A 17,522-nucleotide genomic window follows, 5' to 3' on the forward strand; every position below is an offset into this window, starting at 1 on the left:
CGTCGACCCGGGGAGCGTGGAGATGCAGCCAACCGACACGGCCGACCTGGCGGCCCGGCCCGTCGAGGCCGAGCGCCCGCTGCTCAGCTACCGCGACGAGGCGACCGGCGAGCGCGTCGACCTGACCGCGCAGCAGGTCGGCCAGTGGGCTGCCCGGAGCGCCGGCCTGCTGCGGGACGGGTGCGGCCTTGGCCCCGGCAGCCGCGTAGCGGTCCTGCTGCCGCCGCACTGGCGTACCGCCGCTGTGTTGTTGGGAGCTTGGGCCTCGGGCCTGGCGGTGTCGTTCCGACCGCGCGCCACCGCGGGCCTGGCGGTCCTCGAACCGGGCGGCGACCGGCCGTTCGATGCGGTGTTCGTGACGCCGGAGCGGCAGGACGACTGGCTTGAGGACGTGCCGGACGCGCCGCACCGCTACCTCGTCGGCACCGGTCCGGGGCGGCTGGACGACGTGCCGTTGGGCTGGTTGGACTGGTCCGCCGAGGTGCTCCGGCACGGCGAGGGCGCGCCCGACCACACAGCCATCCACCCGTCGGACCCGGCCACCGCCGACGGCACCACATACGGTCAGTGGGGTGCGCTCGCCCAGGAGTTCGCCACGATGCTGGACCTGCGCGCCGGCGACCGCCTGCTGGTCGACGCCGCCGAAACCGAGCAGCCGCTGAAGTGGTTGCTCGCGCCGCTCTCGGCCGGCGCGTCAGTGGTGATCAGCGCCAACCTCGACCCGGCGCGGCGGGACTCGATCGTCGCCGCGGAACGCATCACCCGCGTCCTCTGAGGCCGTCTCGAGTCACCCGACCGGTGGAGCCGCCGCCTTCCGTCAGCTCTCACATCTTTCCTGCTCATACGCTTCGCCGAAGGCACGCGCGATGGTCCGGGCGCGGCCACTGTGCACACCGGCGGAGGGCTGATGGCTTCGAGGCGTACACCTCGGGTTGTGGTCGCGGCGGTGGCCGGTGGACTCTTCGCCCTCGGGGTGGTCGCGCCCGGGCCGGCGGCGGCGCCGATGCCCCGTGCGGCCCAGGCCGACGGGCCCACGGCCCCCGACCCGCGCGAGCCGCGCCCGCCGCTGCTCCCCGCCGACTTCCAGGGCACCGGCCGGTACGTCGTGCGGGACCTCGGCATCGACGTGCCGTTCTCCTGGCAGGGCCGCGACGGCAACAGCCAGATGATCGCCGGCGGCCCGGACCATCCGATCTGGTTCACGAACCTGATCTACGAGAACACGCTCTACACGCTCACCTACAAGTGGCCGAACATCCCGCTCTTCCCGCCCCGCGCGTGCAGCAAGGTCCCGGGTTTCTTCAACCGGCAGATCTTCAACGACAAGCTGAAGACCGCTCGTTACGTGGGGCCGGAGATCCTTCAGGGTGAGAAGGACCGACATGTCGACCACTGGCGGGTCGGGGTCGTCGGCGGCTCCGCGGTGCCAGGGGAGTTCTTCCGGTTCCCGATCGCGCTCGGCGACATCTACGTCGACCAGCACGACCCGAGCCGGTGGTGGCAGGTGTTGCAGTTCGGGTTGCAGAACCTCTTCGACCCGGAGCTGGACGAATGGTTCACAATGGACACGTTCGACCACCGCCCCGGCGAGGTCACCCTCCCCGATCGCTGCCCACCCCCCACGTCGTAGCGCGTCCGGCGCTTACAGGGCGAACAGCAGGGCGGCGTTCAGGAGGACGACGAGGGCGGTGGCGAAGTGGATGCCGAATGCCACAGCCTTCGTTCCGCCGTTGCGCAGCACGATGAGGGTGTCACCCAGCGGGACGAGCGCGACGATCAGCATGAACCACGCGACCGCGTCGGCGGTCGTGAAGGCGATCAGGGCGAGGCCGAGCAGCCCGAACGTGAGGTCCTTCAGCCCCTTGACCGTCAGGTAGGCGGGGTCGCCGTCCGGGCTGGCCGGCACGCCGTACCCGGCGGCGGCGGCCTGCGGCACCAGCAGGAACCGCGCGCCGATGAAGGCGACGAAGAGGCTGAGTACGACGGCGAGCCCGTAGGCGAGGGGTGCCAGCATGAGTCTGCTCCAATTCCTAGCGCTGCTAGATATGAGAGCGACGCTAGCAGAGCGAAGACAGGATTGCTAGCAGTGCTAGGGTTGCTGTCATGTCGACACAGGCGCGCCGGGAGCGTGAGCGGGCTGAACGGGAGCAGGCGATCATCACCGCGGCGCGGGACCTGGCGTTGGCCGAAGGCTGGGACGCGGTGACCACCCGACGGCTCGCCGCCGAGATCGAGTACAGCCAGCCCGTCCTCTACAGCCACTTCAAGGGCAAGGACGCCATCATGGCGGCGGTCGCCGTCGAGGGCTTCGCCGAGCTGGCAACCGCACTGGTCTCGGCCCGGGCCTCCGCCCCCGACCCCCGGCAGGCGGTCGCCGACGTGGCAGCCGCGTACGTCGCGTTCGCCCAGCAGCGGCCCGCGATCTACGACGCGATGTTCACCCTCGCCGTGGACCTGCCGTTCGCCAGCCAGGACGTGCCAACCGACCTGGCCCGGGGCTTCGCCGAACTGTCCGAGACAGTGCGCCCGGTCGCGGTGGACGACGACCTGGAGACGGTCACCGAAACCTTCTGGGCCGGCCTGCACGGCCTGGTCACACTGATGCGCAGCGGCCGGCTCCGCCGCGCCGACCACGAGCGCCGGCTCGCGGTCCTGGTGGACCGCTTCTCCCGTTGAGCGATGCCGGTCAAGGCTGACGCGGTCGGGGTGCGCACGGCGCGAGGTGGTCGGTCGGCAGAGCGCACCGCGCGCCGCCAGGCAGCGGCCGATCACAGAAAACCCCCAAGCGCTGACGCTCGTTGACTGCCTGGAACACGCCGGAGCGCGAGGTCGTCGAGATCTTGGACAGTTTCCGTTCAGACGTGACGGAAAGTGTCCAAGATCTGGAGTGACGGACCAGCGGCACGGGCAGGGTGGCGCGGACGACAGTTACCGCGTGCTGCTGGCGACCCCACGCGGGCGACCGACTCGGGTTCCAGGAAAGCGGGGCATCACAGCGCCCCGAACACCGCGACTTCCTGGAAACCGAGTCGATCGAGGCCGCGCGGGTCAGTCGACAGTGGGCAGCTTTGGGCCGAGGACGTCGTCGGCGTCGACGATCGTGTACGCGTACCCCTGCTCGGCGAGGAAGCGCTGCCGGTGTGCCGCGTACTCGGTGTCGATCGTGTCCCGGGACACCACGGTGTAGAAGTGCGCCTGCCGGCCGTCGGCCTTCGGTCGCAGCACCCGACCGAGCCGCTGCGCCTCCTCCTGGCGTGAACCGAACGTCCCGGACACCTGGATCGCCACCGCCGCCTCGGGCAGGTCGATCGAGAAGTTGCCGACCTTCGAGATGACCAACGTGCGGATCTCCCCGGTGCGGAACGCGTCGAACAGCCGCTCCCGCTCCTTGTTCGTGGTCGAGCCCTGGATGATCGGCGCGTCGAGGTACTCGCCGAGCTGGTGCAACTGGTCGATGTACGCGCCGATCACCAGCACCTGGTCGTCCGGGTGCCGGTCGACCAGCGCCTTGACCACCGGCAGCTTGGTGCGGGCGGTCGCCGCCATCCGGTAGCGCTCCTCGGCCTCCGCCGTCGCGTACGACATCCGCTCCGCGTCGGTGAGGGTCACCCGGACCTCGGTGCACTCGGCCGGGGCGATCCAGCCCTGCGATTCGATGTCCTTCCACGGCGCGTCGTACCGCTTCGGTCCGATCAGGCTGAACACGTCGCCCTCGCGGCCGTCCTCGCGTACCAGAGTCGCGGTGAGGCCCAGCCGGCGGCGGGCCTGGAGGTCCGCCGTGAACCGGAAGATCGGCGCGGGCAGCAGGTGCACCTCGTCGTAGACGACCAGGCCCCAGTCGCGGGCCCCGAAGAGGTCCAGGTGGGTGAATGCGCCGCCGCGCCGCGAGGTGAGCACCTGGTACGTGGCGATGGTGACCGGACGGATCTCCTTGCGCTCGCCCGAGTACTCGCCGATCTCCTCCTCGGTCAGCGAGGTGCGGGCGATCAGCTCCCGCTTCCACTGCCGACCGGCGACCGTGTTGGTGACCAGGATCAGGGTGGTCGCCTTCGCCTCGGCCATCGCCGCCGCGCCGACCAGGGTCTTGCCGGCACCGCAGGGCAGCACCACCACCCCCGACCCGCCGGCCCAGAACGCCTCCACGGCCTCCCGCTGGTACGAGCGCAGCGTCCACGGCTTGCGGCCGTCCTTGCCGGCCTCGGCCAGCTCGATCGGGTGCGCCTCACCGTCGACGTAACCGGCCAGGTCCTCCGCCGGCCAGCCCAGCTTGAGCAGCGCCTGCTTGAGCCGGCCACGCTCGGACGGGTGCACCCTGATGGTGTCGTCGTCGATCTTGTCGCCGAGCATCCCGGCGAGCTTCTTGCTCTTGGCCACCTCGATCAGCACCAGCCGGTCCAGTGCGCGCAGCACCAGCCCGTACGCCGGGTCGTTGGCGAGCTGGAGCCGGCCGTACCGGTCCATCGTCTCGGCCACGTCCACCAGCAGCGCGTGCGGCACCGGGTAGCGGGAGTACTTCAGCAGCGAATCCACCACTCCCTCGGCGTCGTGCCCCGCCGCGCGGGCGTTCCACAGACCCAGCGGGGTCAGCCGGTAGGTGTGCACGTGCTCCGGCGAGCGTTCCAGCTCCGCGAACGGCGCGATCGCCATCCGGCAGGCCTGCGCGTCGGGGTGGTCGATCTCCAGCAGCAGGGTCTTGTCCGACTGCACGATCAGTGGTCCACCGCTCACGCCAGCGTCCTCTCCTCGGTTGGCCGACCGGCCGGAACGGGGCGCATACCCGCTGCTGGCCGACCATCCAGTGTTGCACGATGCGGGACGGCAAAAGAAAGATGCTCACCGGACGCAACCGTGATGGCACTCACGAACGTCTAGTAAAGGGACAACTGTCTGGGGAGGGCCCATGGAGCATGTCCGGATCGCCTCCCGGCTGGTTGCCCTCGTGGTGGTCGTGCTGGTCGGCGCGGGAGCGTGCGCGTTCGATCCGCAGTCCGGCGGGAGTGGTGGCGGGGGAGCCGCCCAAGCCGGTGCGGCGGAACAGGCAACGGGGGCGGGCGACACGTCCGGGCCCGACCAGCACGGCCGGCCCACCCCGGCCGCGCCCACAACGAAACCCTCCCGGAAACCCACGCGGAAACCCACGCCGAAGCCGACCCGCCCGGCACCCACCACGACCCCCGGCACCGGTACGCCGACAGTCGCCGGCTGCCCCCAGGGGCAGCACCAGCGGGCGGTGGAGACTCACCTGGCCCGGTTGGGCGGGTTCGGGGCGGTGACAGTGGACGGCCGGCAGTCCGCCGCCGACTGCGCGGCGATCAAGAAGTTCCAGAAGAGGTACGGCATTCGCCCCGTCGAGGGTCGCGCCGGACCAACCACCCTCGACGTGGCCCAGCGCCTCGCCACCACCGACACGACGCGCTGCAAGGCCGGCACCGGCACCACGTTCTGCGTGGACCTCACCCGGCAGACCGTCTGGGCGCTCCGCGGCGGCAAGGTGATCATGGCGCCAACGGTGACCCGCACCGGCATGTCCGGCTACCGCACCCCGGCCGGCACGTACGCCGTCAACTACCGCAACCCCAAGGAGTGGTCCAACCCGTACGAGGTGTGGCTGCCGTACTGGCAGCACTTCACCCAGGGGATGGGCTTCCACGAAACCACCACCTACCTGCACGACAAGTCGATCGGCTCGCACGGCTGCGTCAACCTGCTGCACGCCGACGCCGTCCGGATGTGGGAGCTCGGCAAGGTCGGCACCCGGGTGGTGCTGATCGGCCGACGCCCCGGCACCTGAGTGACACGGAGCGAATCGCGGGGATAACCCCCTGTCCGACCGGACCAACGAGTGTCACCCTTGGAGTCCAGGGCCGGACCGGGCGGGGAGGCTGGGCATGACGGTCGACCGTGACGTGATCGCGGAGCACGAACACGCACCACCCGACGAGGTGTCCCGAGCGACGGTGATCGCGTACGCCGTCGCGGCGACACTCCTGCTCGGGTGGTTCCTCTTCGGCTGGCTGGTGCTCCAGCAGGGCTTCGTCGACTCCATCGGCGAGTCCGCCGGTGCCGGCTTCGCGCTGCTGTTGATCATCTCGGTGGTCGGCACCGTACGCCGCAGTCGCCGCTGACCGACGGCGTCCGCGCGGTGGCACCGTCGGTCAGTCCGCCACCACCGCCGCGGTGATCCGGTGCAGCGCGAACGTGTGCAGCATCTCGGTCCGTTCGTCCTCGGCCCGCAGGTAGCCGGCACCGATCGAGACCGGCTTGAGCAGGCGTGACGCCGTCGCCCCGTGCGCGTCGACGTAGCCCACCCAGACCAGCGCCTTGTCCCGGACCGCCTGCTGGAGCACCGCCAGTGCCTCGCTGTGGGTGTGCGCCGGCACCGGGCCGCCGCCCAGCCCGGGTGCACCGCCGCGCACCACGGCAGGCGCCCGTCGGGCGGCCCGCGCCGCCGCGTCGCCGCGCCGGATGTGCTCCACCACACCGAGCAGCCGGGGCATGGGCAGCTTCGGTGCGGCCAGCGGATCGATCGTCCGGGTGGTCACCGACACCCGGGGCGGGGCCCGCCGGATTCGCGGCCGGGCCAGCACAGTGCTGCCGGTGCCGTCCTCCTGCACCGGGGCGTACCCCGCGTCGCGCAGCGCACCCAGCAGCCGACCAACCTGGTACTGCGTACACAGCACCGTCGGCGCGAGCCGGCGCAGCGCCAACGACTCCAGCCGCCGGTCGGCCAACACCTCGCTGATCAGCGTCTCGTCGTCGCTGCGCAGGTACGCCCCGGCCAGGCCGACCCGCAGCCCACCGTGCTTACGGGCCACGTCGTCGATCAGGTAGGTGAGCCCTTGAGGCACCGCGGTACGTGACCGACGCCGGAACACGTCGTGCAGGTCGTCGGCCGTGTAGCCGGAATCCAGGGCCCGCCGCACGCTCGCCGTGGTGACGCGGTGCACGCTGGCCCCGCCGGCCGACTCCAGCTCGGTCATCGCCTCCAACTCGACGGCGAGTGCCGGCTCGGGTGGGCCGGGCACCACCACTGTCAGGTCGGCCTGCACCAGGAAGTGGTCGACTGGTGCGGGGAGCAGGGCGTCCAGCGCCCGCGCGGTACTGGACGGGTCGCCGCTCTCGACGTCGGCGTGCACGCCCAGCGGGTCGTCACCCCGCTCGTCGGTCGACGTCAGGTCCCCCAGCAGCAGCCGACCGTACGAGGTGAGCGCCCCCAGCCCCGTCACGCCCAGCTGTGCGGCCTCGGCCAGCACCTCCCGGTGTGCGGCGTCCCGGCCCCGGCTGCGACGGGGAGACCGCCAGTCCAGCAGCTCCTGCACCTCCTCCGGGGTGGGTGCCGTCGCCGGCTCCAGATCGGCGAGTACGCCGAGCACCGCCCGTCGGGTGGCCGGCACGCTGGCCCGCTCGGCCTCGGCGGAGAGCGCGGTGATCGGCCGGTCCCGGTCGTCACGGCGACCCACCAGCCCCACCTGCCGGGTCATGGTCAGCCACGCGCGGGCGAGCTGCTCCCACCGTTGGGCCAGCGAGGCGGCCCGCCACACCTCGTACCCGCCGGTCGGCAGCACCTGCTGATCCGCCCCGTAGCGGCCGGTGGTCGCGCCGGGCATCTCCAGCTCACCGAGGAGCCCCGCCGCGTACGCCACCTCCAGCAGCAGCGCGGTGGTCGGTTCGTCCAGCCCGGCGGTACGCGCCAACCGGCGCAGGTCGCGTACACCGATGCCACCCGAACGCAGCACCGGCGCGGGCTCGTCGGCGAGCTGCTCCAGCAGCCCTTCGGTGTGCCGGACCACCTCCATGGTCTGCCCGGCTCCGGCCGAGTCGACCGCCTTCGGCTCGCGCGGCGCGGCGGCCACCGGCGGCGGGCTGGTGCGCAGCGGCCCGAGGGGGCCGCTGTCGCGGCGCAGCAGCAGGCCGACCTCGCGGGGCAGCTCCACCGTTCCGCTCGCCGTGGACGAGCCGGTCGTCGACGGGACCAGCAGCCGGTTGTCGACGAGCCACCGCACCGGGGAGCCGGTCGGCGCGCCACCGTTCGTCGGGTCGGTGAGGACCGGGTCCGCCGCGCCGAGCGGCGGTGCCTGCAACGCCCCCGGCGGCACGCTGCCCACCGGCGGGCCGGCCGCCAACCGGTCCAGGATCGCCCGGGCCGAGGGCGGGGCGGCGAGCACCGTCCGTCGCAGCTTCGCCGGGTCCGCGCAGAGCGCGGCCGCGCGCGGGTCCAGCTCCGCGGCCGGTCGGCCGAGCCCAGCGGGGTACGGGGAGACTTCGTCGACGGCGGGCAACACCTGGAGCGCGTGTTCCGGGCCGTACAGCAGGAAGAGCGCACGCAGTCGGCCCACGGCGGCCCGGACGGCCGTCGGAGCCGGCGGGTGCGGCCCGGCGGTCGCCATCGCGAGCACGGTGTCGGTGGCCGTGGTGGCGTCGTCCGGGTTCCGGGTGAGGCGGGCGGCGTCGAGGATCTGGAGGGTGAACTGGTCCAGGCCGTCCAGCGCGCGGGCCACGGAGACCCGGGACTGGGCCCGGATGGCCAGGGCGGAGACGTCGGCCGGCACGGGCACGACGAGGTCGGGCCGCAGTTGGAGGAGCGCGGCCAGTGACTCGTCGGGCAGCGACCGCAGGTGGTCGGCGAGTGAGGTGGTCATCGTCTTTCCACGCTAGCCCGGCACCGGGCTTCCGCGCCCCTCGGACGTCCGGTCGGCTGGGAGTAGCCGGTACGTTTCTCGACATGCCCGCACTGACCGTCGGATTCGACCTCGACATGACCCTGGTGGACTCCCGCCCCGGCATCGCCGCGGCGTACCGGGCGTTGACCGCGAGGACCGGTGTGCCGGTCGACGCCGAGCTGGCGGTGTCCCGGCTCGGGCCGCCGCTGCGTACCGAGATCGCGCACTGGTTCCCGCCGGATCAGGTCGAGTCGGCCGTGCGGGTGTATCGCGAGCTGTACCCGGCGTACGCGATCACCCCGACGCTCCTGCTGCCCGGCGCGCGGGAGGCGATCGAGGCGATCCGTGCACGCGGTGGCCGGGTGCTGGTCGTCACGTCCAAGATCGGCCGGCTGGCCCGGTTGCACCTGGACCACCTCGGTCTCACTGTCGACGAGTTGGCCGGCGACCTGTTCGCCGAGCAGAAGGCGACCGCTCTGCGGGAGCACGGCGCTACCCACTACGTCGGTGACCATGTCGCGGACATGGTGGCGGCGGCAGCGGCCGGGGTGCCCGGCATCGGTGTGGCGACCGGCCCGTGCTCCTCCGATGAGCTGCGCGCGGCCGGGGCGGAAGTGGTGCTGGAGGAGCTCACCGAATTCCCAGCGGCGCTCGACGGGATGATCCAGCTAGCCTTGGAGCAGTAGCGGCTCAAGTGAAGCAGGGGTTTTCAGGTGCCTACGGGTCGAGTGAAGTGGTACGACACGGCCAAGGGATACGGCTTCGTCACGAGTGACGAGGGCGGCGACGTGTTCCTGCCCAAGGGGGCGCTGCCGGCGGGTGTCACCGACCTCAAGGGTGGCCAGCGGGTCGACTTCAGCGTGGTGGACAGCCGCCGGGGCTCGCAGGCCATGGGGGTCAAGCTGCTGGACGCGCCGCCGTCGATGTCGGAGCTGCGCCGTCGGCCGGCTGAGGAACTGCACGGCCTGGTCGAAGACATGATCAAGGTGCTGGAGGCGAAGGTCCAGCCGGACCTGCGCCGGGGTCGATACCCGGACAGGAAGTCCGCGCAGAAGATCGCTCAGCTGGTCCACGCGGTGGCCCGCGAGCTGGAGGTCTGAGGCACCAGGCCGGCGGTGGCGGCCCGGTCGAGCAGTGCCGCCACCGCGGCGAAACCGGCCTCGCCCAGGTCCGCTGTGAACTCGTTGACGTAGAGGCCGATGTGCCGGTCGACCACGTCGAGTTCCATCTCCTGGGCGTGCGCCAGCACGTACTCCCGGCTGGCCTTCGGGTCCGCCCAGGCCTGCCGGACCGACTCGCGGACCCAGGCGGCCGCGGCCTGCGGGTCGACCGCCCCGCGTCGGGCCAGGATCGCGCCGAGGGGGATGGGTAGGCCGGTGTCGGCCTCCCACCATTCGCCGAGGTCGACGAGGGCGCTCAGGCCGTGCCGGTGGTAGGTGAACCGGGCCTCGTGGATGACCAGCCCGGCGTCGTAACGCCCAGCCGCCACGCCCGGCATGATCTCGTGGAACGGCACCACCTCGATCCGGGCCGGTGGCCGCCCGGCCGACCAGAGCCGGAACAGCAGGTATGCGGTGGTCCGGTCACCCGGCACCGCCACAGTGGCACCGGTCAGGTCGGTGCGGTCCGGGCCGCCGTCGCGGTCGCCCCGGGTGAGCACCAGCGGACCACAACCGCGACCGAGAGCGCCGCCGCAGGGCAGCAGGTGGTAGTCGTCGAGCAGCCAGGGCAGCGCCGCGAAGCTCACCTTCACCAGGTCGAACGCGCCCTGCTCGGCCGCCGTGTTGGTGACGTCCACGTCGGCGTACGTCACCTCGACCGGCGGTGCGTCGGGCACCCGCCCGTGCACCAGCGCGTGGAAGACGAACGTGTCGTTGGGGCAGGGCGAGATCGCCAGGGAGAGCGCCACACCCTCACGGTAGTCCCGCCCTCAGCCCAGCTTTCGCGCCCACCCCGCCCCGTGTGATCCGCGTCGGAGATCCGCGACGACCGGCTGGTGGGACCGGACCGGACCGGACCGTGGCCGGTTGCCGGCGGCTGCGTGGCCGCCGGCCCGTTGTGTGCGCGGAGGCCGGGCACGTGTCTCGGACTCCCTTTGGAGCTGATGTCGCGAACGAATCGCGCTGGGCTCAGGGCGCAGCGGTGCGGAGTCGTGATGCGAGGCCATGCCTTCCGAACGCCTGCTGGTACGCGCAGGCCGTGATGATGTCGTAGACGATTCAGCTCCAAAGGGGGCTTGCGGAGTAGGTCGTCCACCGAGCCGAGCGGTTGTCCACAGCTTTATCCACAGGTCTGGCCGGGGTGTTGATAGTGCGCTGACCAGCGGGGAGCATCGGTCTGTGACCGAGGCGAGTGATCACACGGCCGAGACCAGCGGGGTCGATCTCGGTCCGGCGCTCCGCGCTCTGCGTCGGCGGGCCGATCTGAGTCAGCGGCAGTTGGCCGAGAGATCCGGGGTGCCGCAGCCGACGCTCGCCCGGATCGAGTCGGGGCGGGCGCTCGATCCCCGATTCCGGACAGTGGAACGCCTCGTCCGGGCGGCCGGTGGGACGCTGGCCGTCGGCGTCCCACCGGCTGTCTCCGGCGTCACCGAACCCGCGCCGGTTCCGCACGACGACATGCGCGACGAGGCGGGCCGCCGATACCCGGCTCACCTGGACGTCTGGCCGGTCCACGAGCCTCGGGACTGGCCCGGCGCCTGGTGGGCGGAGTGGTACCGGTTGCCGCCCGAGCGGTATCCGCTCCCGCTGCCGCCGGCCGCCTACGAGCTGAACCGGCGCTATCGCGACAACCGGCGGTGGGCTGCCGATGTCCGAAGGACTGCGCAGGTGCGCCGGGTGCTGGCCAGCGACCTGCCGGCCACCTGCTGGCGCTACGTCGCCGAGCTTCCCGACGGCACGCTGGTTGGTGAGCTGCGGGCCCATGAGCGCAGCCCGTTCCTGGAGTTCGGCGAGTGGCATCCGGACATGCCGGAGCGGGAGATGGTGCTCGACGGCGTGCTTGTCGACGCCCGGCACCGGCGGTTGGGGCTCGGGCGACGGCTGGTCACCGCGCTCGTGACCGGGATGCGCGAGGCGGGCATCGACGACGCGGTCGCTGTCGCCGAGGGGTTCGGCACCGACCTGCTGCTGGCGTGCGGCTTCGAGATCGAGGCACGCCGCGCTGCCGCACTGCGCCTGGGCAAGCGCCGCTTTTTCTGAGCGTCGGCCGGGGTCAGCGAAGTGCCGGGGCTGCTGCGGTCAGGGCGGCCAGGGCTTCGCGCAGCCGCCAGGCGTCCCGGTCGCGGGGGCCGATCGGGTTGGAGATCGTGCGCAGTTCGGCGAAGGGCACCCCGGCCTGCGCCGCGGCGACCGCCACGCCGTACCCCTCCATGGCTTCGGCGACCGCTTCCGGATGCCTCCGGCGCAGCTCGTCGGTGCTGGCCGTGGTGCCGGTGACGGTGCTGACCGTGAGCACCGGGCCGGCCGTGGCCGTCGGGAGGGCGGCTCGCAGTGCCGCCAGCAGGCCCGGGTCCGCCGGGACCCTGCTGCCGGCACCGAGCAGCGCGGGCGGCATGCCCAGCTCGTCGACCGGGATGAAGCCGTCGAGCGACTCGGCACCCAGGTCGGCGGCGATGCTGGCGGTGCCGAGCACCGTGTCGCCGACCTCGGCCCGCCCGGTGAAGCCGCCGGCAACGCCGGCGCTGACCACCGCACGGTACGGACGACCGGCGGCCTCTGCCAGCGCCAACAGCCGGGCGGTGGCGGCACCGGCGAGGGCCGGGCCCACACCGATCGGGGTGACGGTCACGCTGGGGTCGGTCAGCCCGGAGCGGACCGCGTCCGCCTCGGCTGGAACCGCCGTCACCACCAGCAGCCCGGTCACGAAAGTGAGCCGGGGGACTCGCGGCGGGTTTCGTCGTCGGCCCCGCCACCCGGGCCGCCAACGGCCGACGACGGGCGGTAGATGTGGTAGCCCGGCGGGGCGAGGCTCGGGTCGTCGTACTGCGGTGAGCTGGTCCGGGCCGGGGCCGGTGAGGTCGGTGTGGGGTCCCCGGGCTCGTCCGCCGGCTCGTCCGTCGGCTCGTCCTCAGTCAGCTCGTCGTCACCGAGCGGTCGGCCGGCCAGCTTCTCACCGCGCAGCCGGGCGGCGGCCAGCACACCCCGGATCGCCGCCAGTACGCCGACCCCGGCGGCCACGGCGATGCCCATCCGGCCGTCGAACGGCACCAGCCCGAGCCCACCGCCGGCGACGAAGGCGAGCATCAGCACCGTCTCGGAGTGGGCGAAGGAACTGGCCCGCAACCGTTCCGGGATGCGCTCCTGGATCGAGGCGTCCACCGCCAGCTTCGCTATCCCGCTGGCCAGCGCGGCGACAAGGCAGAGCAGGGCGACCATCAGCAGCGAGAACTGGATGACGGCGAGCACCGCCACCCCGGCCACGATGATCATGCTGCTGGACTGGATGGCGGTCGGCCGGTGGATGCGCAGCCGGGTGCCGATGGCGGTGGCCAGGAAGGTGCCGACCGCGAGCGCGCCGCCGACCACGCCCAACGCCCACTCGGCGCCCAGATCCCGGCCGAACACCACTGTCGTCAGGTCGCCCTTCTTGATCGCGAAGGCGAGGAAGAGCAGCAGGAAGCCGTAGAGCGCGCGTAGCGTCGCCGCGCCGATCAGGGTGGCGATCACCAGCCGGCCGGACGGTCGGCCCCGGCCCAGCGGCCGGTCGCCACGGCGGCGGCCCAGCGCGCGCAGTGGCCGGGGGACCCGCTCCGGTGGCTCCGAGTCGGCCTTTGGCGGCAGCCGCAGGGAGATCACCATGCCGACCAGGAAGATCACCGACGCGACCCGCAGCGGCCACTGCGGCCCGAACCAGAACGCGGCCAACCCGATCGGCGCCACCAGCGCACCCGCGACGGTGCCGTAGACGCTGGCCCGGGCACCCACCTGGGACAGACCGAGCCCCTCCGGCAGCAACCGGGGCACCGCCGCGGATCGGGCCACGCCGTACGCCCGGGAGAGCGCGAGCACCCCGAACGCGGCCGGATAGAGCCCGAAGCCGTGGATGTAGTCGGAGATCAACCAGGCCAGGAAGGCGCGCCCGAGCATCGTCGCCGCCAGGGCGTACCGCCGGCCGTGCCGGAAGTGATCCAGCAGCGGGCCCACCACCGGGGCGAGCATCGCGAACGGCACCATGGTCACCAACAGGTAGAGCGCGACCTTGCTGCGAGCCTCGCCGAGCGGCACGTTGAAGAAGATCGTGCCGGCCAGACCGATGGCGATCAGGGTGTCACCGGCGCAGGAGAGCGCGTGCAGGTCGAACAGGCGAACCATGCCGACCTCGCCGCCGGCACCCCGGGCGCGGGCCCGGCCGGCCCGGCGGGTCACCCAGCGGCCGCTACCCACCGAACCACGCAACAGCAGACGGATGGCGCGAATGCCGGTGCCGACGGTCCGCCCGAGGACGGAACGCCCGGAGCGGGAGTACGACGGCATGTGCACCATCCTCGCCCATCTGATCCGGGTACGCCGCACCACCGCTGGGAAAGGTTCCCCGGGAGTCCCTGTCACCCCTGCGAGGCGCATGGGGAACAATGGTCGGGTGACCAGGCCCGTCTCCACCCGTGCCGCCCGTCTCGACCAGGTCTGCGCCGCCGCCGTCGAGGTGGCCCGCGCCGGCATCACCGAGGTGGGCTCCGACGATGTCGGCGACCACCTGCAGGTCGTCGCCGAGGGCGACCGGCTCGTCACCCACTACTTCGAATGTCGCCTCGCCGGCTACAACGGCTGGCGCTGGGCGGTCACCGTCACCCGGGTGCCGCGTAGCAAGACGGTGACCATCTGCGAGACGGTGTTGCTGCCCGGCCCGGACGCGCTGCTCGCGCCCGGCTGGCTGCCCTGGCAGGAGCGGCTCAAGCCGGGCGACCTGGGTCCGGGTGACCTGCTCCCGACCTCGCCCGACGACGATCGACTGGTCCCCGGTTACCTGCTCTCCGACGACCCGGCGGTCGAGGAGACGGCATGGGAGTTGGGCCTCGGCCGCGCCCGCGTGCTCTCCCGGGAGGGTCGCATCGACACGGCGCAGCGCTGGTACGAAGGCGACCACGGCCCCGCCGCGGCCATCTCGTCCGCCGCTCCGACCGCCGCCCGCTGCGGCACCTGCGGCTTCTACCTGCCGCTGGCCGGTGCGATGCGGCAGGCATTCGGTGCGTGCGGCAACTTCTACGCTCCCGACGACGGCCGGGTGGTGAGCGCCGACCACGGTTGCGGCGCCCACTCCGAGACGTTGATCGAGGCGGCCGAGACCGCTGTCGACGAGCTGCCCACTGTTTACGACGACAGCGCGGTGGAGGCCATGTCGGTCAGCCGGGCTCCGGGCTCGGTGGAGGCCGCTGAGCCGGCGGAGCCGTACGGGCACTCCTGATCGTCCGCGCCGGAGTGCTCCGGCGCGGCGGCCAGCTCACCTTGCGCGGCGACGTCGTCGGTTGGCGTCGTGCCGCATCATCACGGCGAGGCCCGGGAAACCCCACAGGAAACCGGCGAGGCAGGTCCAGAGCCAGTTCTGGTGACCGTGGTCGGTCAGCCAGCCCCGGAAGAAGATCAGCAGGACCAGCCCGGCCACGGCCCACGCGATCAACCCGGCGAGGGCGAACGGCACCATCGGCGGATCCAGTGGTGCGGGCCGCGGTGGCTGCTCGTTCGGCATTCGGCAAGCGTACGGGATCTACTTCCCCTGCCCACCGACGATCTGGGACGATGCGCGCGACAACTGGAAGATCACCTGCGAGGACCTGATGGCCGTAGCGCCGCCCGAGAACGGCACACCTTCCAAATCCGCCCCTCCGCGTAACGGTTTCGACCGGTTCTTCGAGATTTCCGCCCGTGGCTCGACGTTGAGCCGTGAGGTACGCGGTGGCCTGGCGACCTTCTTCACGATGGCGTACATCGTGGTGCTCAACCCGCTGATCCTGGGTGGCGCCGTCGACGGTGACGGCAAGAGCCTCCCGATTCCCGCGCTGGCTGCCGCGACCGCGCTGGTCGCCGGCCTGATGACCATCCTCATGGGTGTGGTCGGCCGGTTCCCGCTGGCGCTCGCCGCCGGTCTGGGTGTCAACGCGCTCGTGGCGTACGAGATCGCCCCCGAGATGACCTGGGCAGACGCGATGGGCCTGGTGGTGATCGAGGGTCTGATCATCGCGGTGCTGGTGCTGACCGGTCTGCGGACCGCTGTGTTCCGCTCGGTGCCGACGCAGATGAAGAGTGCGATCGGGGTCGGCATCGGTCTGTTCCTGACCATCATCGGCCTGGTGGACGCCGGTTTCGTCCGGCGCATCCCGGACGATGCCAACACCACAGTTCCGGTCGGCCTGGGCATCGGCGGCAAGCTGGTGAGCTGGCCGATGCTGGTCTTCGTGGTGGGCCTGCTGATCACGCTGGTGCTGGTGGTCCGTCGGGTCAAGGGCGCGATCCTGATCGGCATCCTCGCCTCGACGGTGCTCGCGGTGATCGTGGAGGCGATCGGCAACATCGGCCCGTCGTTCGTCAACGGTCAGCCCAACCCGAAGGGCTGGTCGCTGAACGTGCCGGAGTTGCCGAAGTCGGTGGTCGACCTGCCGGACCTGTCGCTGCTCGGCAAGTTCAACGTGTTGGACTCGTGGGGCCGCGCCGGTTGGCTGGTCGTGCTGATGTTCATCTTCACGCTGTTGATCACGGATTTCTTCGACACCATGGGCACGATGGTCGCGGTCGGCCAGGAGGGTGGGCTGCTCGACGAGCAGGGCACTCCGCCGAAGGCCAAGGAGATCCTGCTGGTCGACTCGATCGCGGCGGCGGCCGGCGGTGCGGCCAGCACCTCCAGCAACACGTCGTACATCGAGAGCGCCGCCGGTGTCGCGGAGGGTGCCCGGACCGGTGTGGCCAACCTGGTCACCGGCGTGCTTTTCCTGCTCGCGATGTTCCTGGCGCCGCTGGTCGTGATCGTGCCGTTCGAGGCGGCGTCGACGGCACTGGTGGTGGTCGGGTTCCTGATGATGACTGCGGTCCGGACGATCGACTGGTCCGACTACGAGATCGCCATTCCGGCCTTCCTCACCATCGTGTTGATGCCGTTCACCTACTCGATCTCCAACGGGATCGGCGCTGGTCTGATCACCTTCGTGGTGGTCAAGCTGGCGCGGGGCAAGGCCCGGGAGATTCACCCGTTGCTGTACGGGGTGGCCGTGCTCTTCGTGCTGTACTTCCTGCGTGGGCCGATCGAGTCCCTGGTGCTCTGAGGCTCGTCCGGGCGGGGAATCGATCGGGATTCCCCGCCCGTACCATCTGAATCCCCTCGTGAGCCTGGTCATAACGGATGTCGTTAGCCATGCTCATTAGTTAAGCTAACTACTGTGACGGAGCGGACGGTGACGGCGGAACGCGTGCCACCGGCGCAGCTGGCTCCCCAGCTGCGTGATGCGATCACCCGACTCAACCGGCGGGTCCGACAGGCCCGACCGGTCGGCGACCTCACGGTCACCCAGATCTCCGCGCTCACCAGCCTGCGGCTGGCGGGCGCGATGACACCCCGTGAGCTGGCCGACGTGGAGCGGGTGCAGCCGCCGACGATGACCAAGATCGTCGGGAAGTTGGAGGACCGCGGCCTTGTGCAGCGGACACCCCATCCGACCGACGGGCGGCAGGTCATCCTCGCGGCGACCGAAGGAGCGCAGGCCGTGCTCGACCAGTTCGAGCGGGCCCGCGACGAATGGCTGGCCCACCGGCTGGCCGCGCTCGACGAGGACGAACGGGAGACCCTGCAGAGGGCCGCCCAGATTCTTCAGCAGCTCGCTCGCGCCTGAGCCGCGCCCGCGCCACCGGGTCCGTGCCGTCACCTGTCGATGACGCG

General features: G+C 71.7%; 18 protein-coding genes. 11 read left to right on the plus strand and 7 right to left on the minus strand.

What is annotated here, in order from left to right; all coding sequences use genetic code 11:
• The first annotated feature begins 22 nt into the window (after positions 1-22).
• The gene (locus AB0B68_RS03890) at positions 23-775 is read left to right on the plus strand and encodes a TIGR03089 family protein (protein ID WP_357203775.1); all 753 of its coding nucleotides are present in this window, start codon (positions 23-25) and stop codon (positions 773-775) included.
• Between the two features lie 132 nt (positions 776-907).
• Positions 908-1,630, plus strand: coding sequence for a hypothetical protein (locus AB0B68_RS03895; RefSeq protein ID WP_357203773.1), 723 nt, complete (start codon positions 908-910; stop codon positions 1,628-1,630).
• Positions 1,631-1,642: 12 nt separating this feature from the next.
• On the opposite strand, the gene AB0B68_RS03900 is transcribed toward AB0B68_RS03895, so the two are convergent.
• Positions 1,643-2,014, minus strand: a complete 372-nt coding sequence (locus AB0B68_RS03900) for a DUF4267 domain-containing protein (RefSeq protein ID WP_357257729.1) — start codon at positions 2,012-2,014, stop codon at positions 1,643-1,645.
• Positions 2,015-2,103: 89 nt separating this feature from the next.
• Between AB0B68_RS03900 and AB0B68_RS03905 the strand changes: the two genes are divergently transcribed.
• A complete protein-coding gene (locus AB0B68_RS03905; RefSeq protein WP_357203769.1) occupies positions 2,104-2,676 on the plus strand; it encodes a TetR/AcrR family transcriptional regulator in 573 nt (190 codons plus the stop codon).
• 372 nt (positions 2,677-3,048) lie between these two features.
• Here the strand turns inward: AB0B68_RS03905 and AB0B68_RS03910 are convergent, their stop codons facing one another.
• Complete coding sequence (locus AB0B68_RS03910) at positions 3,049-4,728, minus strand: DNA repair helicase XPB (RefSeq protein ID WP_112699948.1); 1,680 nt, start codon at positions 4,726-4,728, stop codon at positions 3,049-3,051.
• Positions 4,729-4,900: 172 nt separating this feature from the next.
• Between AB0B68_RS03910 and AB0B68_RS03915 the strand changes: the two genes are divergently transcribed.
• Together AB0B68_RS03915 and AB0B68_RS03920 are read left to right on the plus strand one after the other, a co-directional pair.
• A complete protein-coding gene (locus tag AB0B68_RS03915) occupies positions 4,901-5,791 on the plus strand; it encodes a L,D-transpeptidase family protein (protein ID WP_357257731.1) in 891 nt (296 codons plus the stop codon).
• 97 nt (positions 5,792-5,888) lie between these two features.
• Entirely contained in the window at positions 5,889-6,125 is a 237-nt protein-coding gene (locus tag AB0B68_RS03920) for a hypothetical protein (RefSeq protein ID WP_357203765.1), read from the plus strand.
• A gap of 30 nt (positions 6,126-6,155) precedes the next feature.
• On the opposite strand, the gene AB0B68_RS03925 is transcribed toward AB0B68_RS03920, so the two are convergent.
• Positions 6,156-8,639 (minus strand): helicase-associated domain-containing protein, encoded by a 2,484-nt coding sequence (locus AB0B68_RS03925; protein ID WP_357257733.1) that lies wholly within the window; start codon positions 8,637-8,639, stop codon positions 6,156-6,158.
• 83 nt (positions 8,640-8,722) lie between these two features.
• Here AB0B68_RS03925 and AB0B68_RS03930 point away from each other — a divergent pair, with 83 nt between their 5' ends.
• Both AB0B68_RS03930 and AB0B68_RS03935 read left to right on the plus strand, forming a co-directional pair.
• Positions 8,723-9,346 carry an HAD hydrolase-like protein gene (locus tag AB0B68_RS03930; protein ID WP_357206227.1) on the plus strand — a complete coding sequence of 208 codons (624 nt, stop codon included), beginning with the start codon at positions 8,723-8,725 and terminating at the stop codon, positions 9,344-9,346.
• A gap of 27 nt (positions 9,347-9,373) precedes the next feature.
• Positions 9,374-9,760 (plus strand): cold shock domain-containing protein, encoded by a 387-nt coding sequence (locus AB0B68_RS03935; protein ID WP_357257735.1) that lies wholly within the window; start codon positions 9,374-9,376, stop codon positions 9,758-9,760.
• Here AB0B68_RS03935 and AB0B68_RS03940 read toward each other — a convergent pair.
• Positions 9,721-10,569, minus strand: a complete 849-nt coding sequence (locus AB0B68_RS03940) for a 1,4-dihydroxy-6-naphthoate synthase (protein ID WP_357206225.1) — start codon at positions 10,567-10,569, stop codon at positions 9,721-9,723. The genes AB0B68_RS03935 and AB0B68_RS03940 overlap by 40 nt on opposite strands.
• Before the next feature lie 430 nt (positions 10,570-10,999).
• On the opposite strand from AB0B68_RS03940, the gene AB0B68_RS03945 reads away from it, so the two are divergent.
• Positions 11,000-11,860 (plus strand): helix-turn-helix transcriptional regulator, encoded by an 861-nt coding sequence (locus AB0B68_RS03945; RefSeq protein ID WP_357206223.1) that lies wholly within the window; start codon positions 11,000-11,002, stop codon positions 11,858-11,860.
• Positions 11,861-11,873: 13 nt separating this feature from the next.
• Here AB0B68_RS03945 and AB0B68_RS03950 read toward each other — a convergent pair whose 3' ends face one another.
• On the minus strand, positions 11,874-12,524 hold the full coding sequence (locus tag AB0B68_RS03950) for a futalosine hydrolase (RefSeq protein ID WP_357257737.1): 651 nt from the start codon (positions 12,522-12,524) through the stop codon (positions 11,874-11,876).
• The gene (locus AB0B68_RS03955; protein WP_357206219.1) at positions 12,521-14,134 is read right to left on the minus strand and encodes an MFS transporter; all 1,614 of its coding nucleotides are present in this window, start codon (positions 14,132-14,134) and stop codon (positions 12,521-12,523) included. The genes AB0B68_RS03950 and AB0B68_RS03955 overlap by 4 nt, the downstream gene beginning before the upstream one ends.
• 88 nt (positions 14,135-14,222) lie before the next feature.
• Here AB0B68_RS03955 and AB0B68_RS03960 point away from each other — a divergent pair, with 88 nt between their 5' ends.
• Complete coding sequence (locus tag AB0B68_RS03960; RefSeq protein WP_357206218.1) at positions 14,223-15,062, plus strand: DUF3027 domain-containing protein; 840 nt, start codon at positions 14,223-14,225, stop codon at positions 15,060-15,062.
• Positions 15,063-15,098: 36 nt separating this feature from the next.
• Here the strand turns inward: AB0B68_RS03960 and AB0B68_RS03965 are convergent, their stop codons facing one another.
• Positions 15,099-15,344, minus strand: coding sequence for a DUF2530 domain-containing protein (locus tag AB0B68_RS03965; RefSeq protein ID WP_091395273.1), 246 nt, complete (start codon positions 15,342-15,344; stop codon positions 15,099-15,101).
• Between the two features lie 88 nt (positions 15,345-15,432).
• Here AB0B68_RS03965 and AB0B68_RS03970 point away from each other — a divergent pair, with 88 nt between their 5' ends.
• Positions 15,433-16,911 carry an NCS2 family permease gene (locus AB0B68_RS03970; RefSeq protein ID WP_357257739.1) on the plus strand — a complete coding sequence of 493 codons (1,479 nt, stop codon included), beginning with the start codon at positions 15,433-15,435 and terminating at the stop codon, positions 16,909-16,911.
• 114 nt (positions 16,912-17,025) lie between these two features.
• A complete protein-coding gene (locus AB0B68_RS03975) occupies positions 17,026-17,475 on the plus strand; it encodes a MarR family transcriptional regulator (protein ID WP_357206214.1) in 450 nt (149 codons plus the stop codon).
• Positions 17,476-17,522: the final 47 nt, after the last annotated feature.

The sequence above is a fragment of the Micromonospora sp. NPDC049049 genome (assembly GCF_040649115.1).
Classification (GTDB): Bacteria; Actinomycetota; Actinomycetes; order Mycobacteriales; family Micromonosporaceae; genus Micromonospora.

Bases quoted from the DNA above. Each gene is read 5' to 3' on its own strand.
- AB0B68_RS03890 (WP_357203775.1), top strand. From the start codon at position 23: ATGCAGCCAACCGACACGGCCGACCTGGCGGCCCGGCCCGTCGAGGCC.
- AB0B68_RS03895 (WP_357203773.1), top strand. From the start codon at position 908: ATGGCTTCGAGGCGTACACCTCGGGTTGTGGTCGCGGCGGTGGCCGGT.
- AB0B68_RS03900 (WP_357257729.1), bottom strand. From the start codon at position 2,014: ATGCTGGCACCCCTCGCCTACGGGCTCGCCGTCGTACTCAGCCTCTTC.
- AB0B68_RS03905 (WP_357203769.1), top strand. From the start codon at position 2,104: ATGTCGACACAGGCGCGCCGGGAGCGTGAGCGGGCTGAACGGGAGCAG.
- AB0B68_RS03915 (WP_357257731.1), top strand. From the start codon at position 4,901: ATGGAGCATGTCCGGATCGCCTCCCGGCTGGTTGCCCTCGTGGTGGTC.
- AB0B68_RS03920 (WP_357203765.1), top strand. From the start codon at position 5,889: ATGACGGTCGACCGTGACGTGATCGCGGAGCACGAACACGCACCACCC.
- AB0B68_RS03925 (WP_357257733.1), bottom strand. From the start codon at position 8,639: ATGACCACCTCACTCGCCGACCACCTGCGGTCGCTGCCCGACGAGTCA.
- AB0B68_RS03930 (WP_357206227.1), top strand. From the start codon at position 8,723: ATGCCCGCACTGACCGTCGGATTCGACCTCGACATGACCCTGGTGGAC.
- AB0B68_RS03955 (WP_357206219.1), bottom strand. From the start codon at position 14,134: ATGCCGTCGTACTCCCGCTCCGGGCGTTCCGTCCTCGGGCGGACCGTC.
- AB0B68_RS03960 (WP_357206218.1), top strand. From the start codon at position 14,223: ATGGGGAACAATGGTCGGGTGACCAGGCCCGTCTCCACCCGTGCCGCC.
- AB0B68_RS03965 (WP_091395273.1), bottom strand. From the start codon at position 15,344: ATGCCGAACGAGCAGCCACCGCGGCCCGCACCACTGGATCCGCCGATG.
- AB0B68_RS03970 (WP_357257739.1), top strand. From the start codon at position 15,433: ATGGCCGTAGCGCCGCCCGAGAACGGCACACCTTCCAAATCCGCCCCT.